Below are 1,407 nucleotides of genomic sequence, written 5' to 3'. Positions count from 1 at the left end.
TTCAAGCGAAAAAAACTCACTTGTTGCGTAACCAAGTTTCTCCCTTGTAGGGGTTGTGGTAATCCTTCTGCCATGTTTTATTTCCTTTCTTTGAAAATTAAGAAGGCTTTTCGCCTGTGCAAGTTGAAACAACAACGGTTCCGAAATCTTGCGCATTTTGTCCTCTTCCAGGCATTTGGAAACGTGTTTTCTTCATGCCTATGATTGTCTTAGCTGCAACACCATATACCCGTTGATAATCATCAAGCTCTTCAACCAATTTATAGCGCGTCTCTTGATTTTCTGCTCCAAAGGCAAGCATCGCACTCTGTGCACCCAGTAATACAGCACGGCGGACATTTTCTTCAACACTACCATCGGATTTAACACCATGGGTTACATGTTCGGATTCTCGTAAAATCACACCATTATACATGCCTAGTGAACCATCAAAAATCGGGTTCTTCGCGCGCGAACCTGAATAAACTGCCTTTTGTATATCAAGCCATTGACCAGTATCTGTATTGGTACGCAATTGCATAACTTGTATGGGATGAAGATACATCACGTAGACATTGGAACCACCAACCCGTACTGGTCTGATTTTGGGGTTAGCCAACTTTGCAACTTTAACAGCTTCATCTATGAGCTTAAGACTAAAACCGTGTTTTGCCAGCTCTTTTACGTCTTCATCCTTAGTTTTACCATCTGGTCGCACAATGCGCTTACTGCTTGGTGTCAATGGTGCATTAAAACCATAATACAATTCATCAAGTTCAACTTCACGTCCTTCAAACTTTATTGTAGGCGCTGTATATCCACAAACTTGAAGAAAAAACATCAAACTCAAACGGTCTGCAAACCAATCAACCAATGCCTTATGTGCTTCGTCGCGTAAACTAAACAAAATACGTTGTTGATCAATCGTACCTTTATTTTTTGTTGAAACAGCGTTATTAAGTTCATTGATATATAATTTATCATGGAGAAATTGGAGGGCTTCTTCATTGCCTTTAAGCGTTTCACCCTCGCTTACACCACGCCCCATAATCTGTGCTCGTAAGCTAAACGTAACACAATCTCCGCCTTCTTTCCTAAGTTCATTCTTGACTTGAATGATACTATTGGAGCCTTCTCCCATTAATGGTTCAATATCAAGCGCTTTAGACGCTTCATAATTTAATCTCTTTGACCAAGCTTGCACTGCTTGTGCATCATTAATAGGTATACGTGTTATTGCCATTGATTTCACCTTTCTTTGCTGTAAAAAAACCGGCTTTAAGCCGGTGAAAAACCCACATCAAAGCGGATTATATTATGCGCCTAGACTATACTCAGCCATCGCGCCCCATTAACTTATCAAAAATGATTTGATTTTTAGGATTGCTATACCATTCTCCAAATTCTTTATCAGACATATCACAAATG

1 protein-coding gene is annotated in these 1,407 nt (G+C 39.9%); it reads right to left on the bottom strand.

The window, feature by feature from the left end; genetic code table 11:
* Window positions 1-97: 97 nt before the first annotated feature.
* Window positions 98-1,222, bottom strand: a complete 1,125-nt coding sequence (locus ACFIKG_RS09160) for a N4-gp56 family major capsid protein (protein WP_375652182.1) — start codon at window positions 1,220-1,222, stop codon at window positions 98-100.
* Window positions 1,223-1,407 lie beyond the last annotated feature (185 nt).

It is taken from the genome of Bartonella sp. LB28NMGDW, assembly GCF_042194435.1.
Lineage (GTDB): Bacteria > Pseudomonadota > Alphaproteobacteria > Rhizobiales > Rhizobiaceae > Bartonella > Bartonella grahamii.
The sequence above is the reverse complement of the archived record's forward strand: the minus strand, read 5'-3'. Positions and strand labels throughout refer to the sequence as shown.

Excerpts from the sequence above, each read along its gene's own strand:
- ACFIKG_RS09160 (WP_375652182.1), bottom strand. The coding sequence starts at position 1,222 with ATGGCAATAACACGTATACCTATTAATGATGCACAAGCAGTGCAAGCT.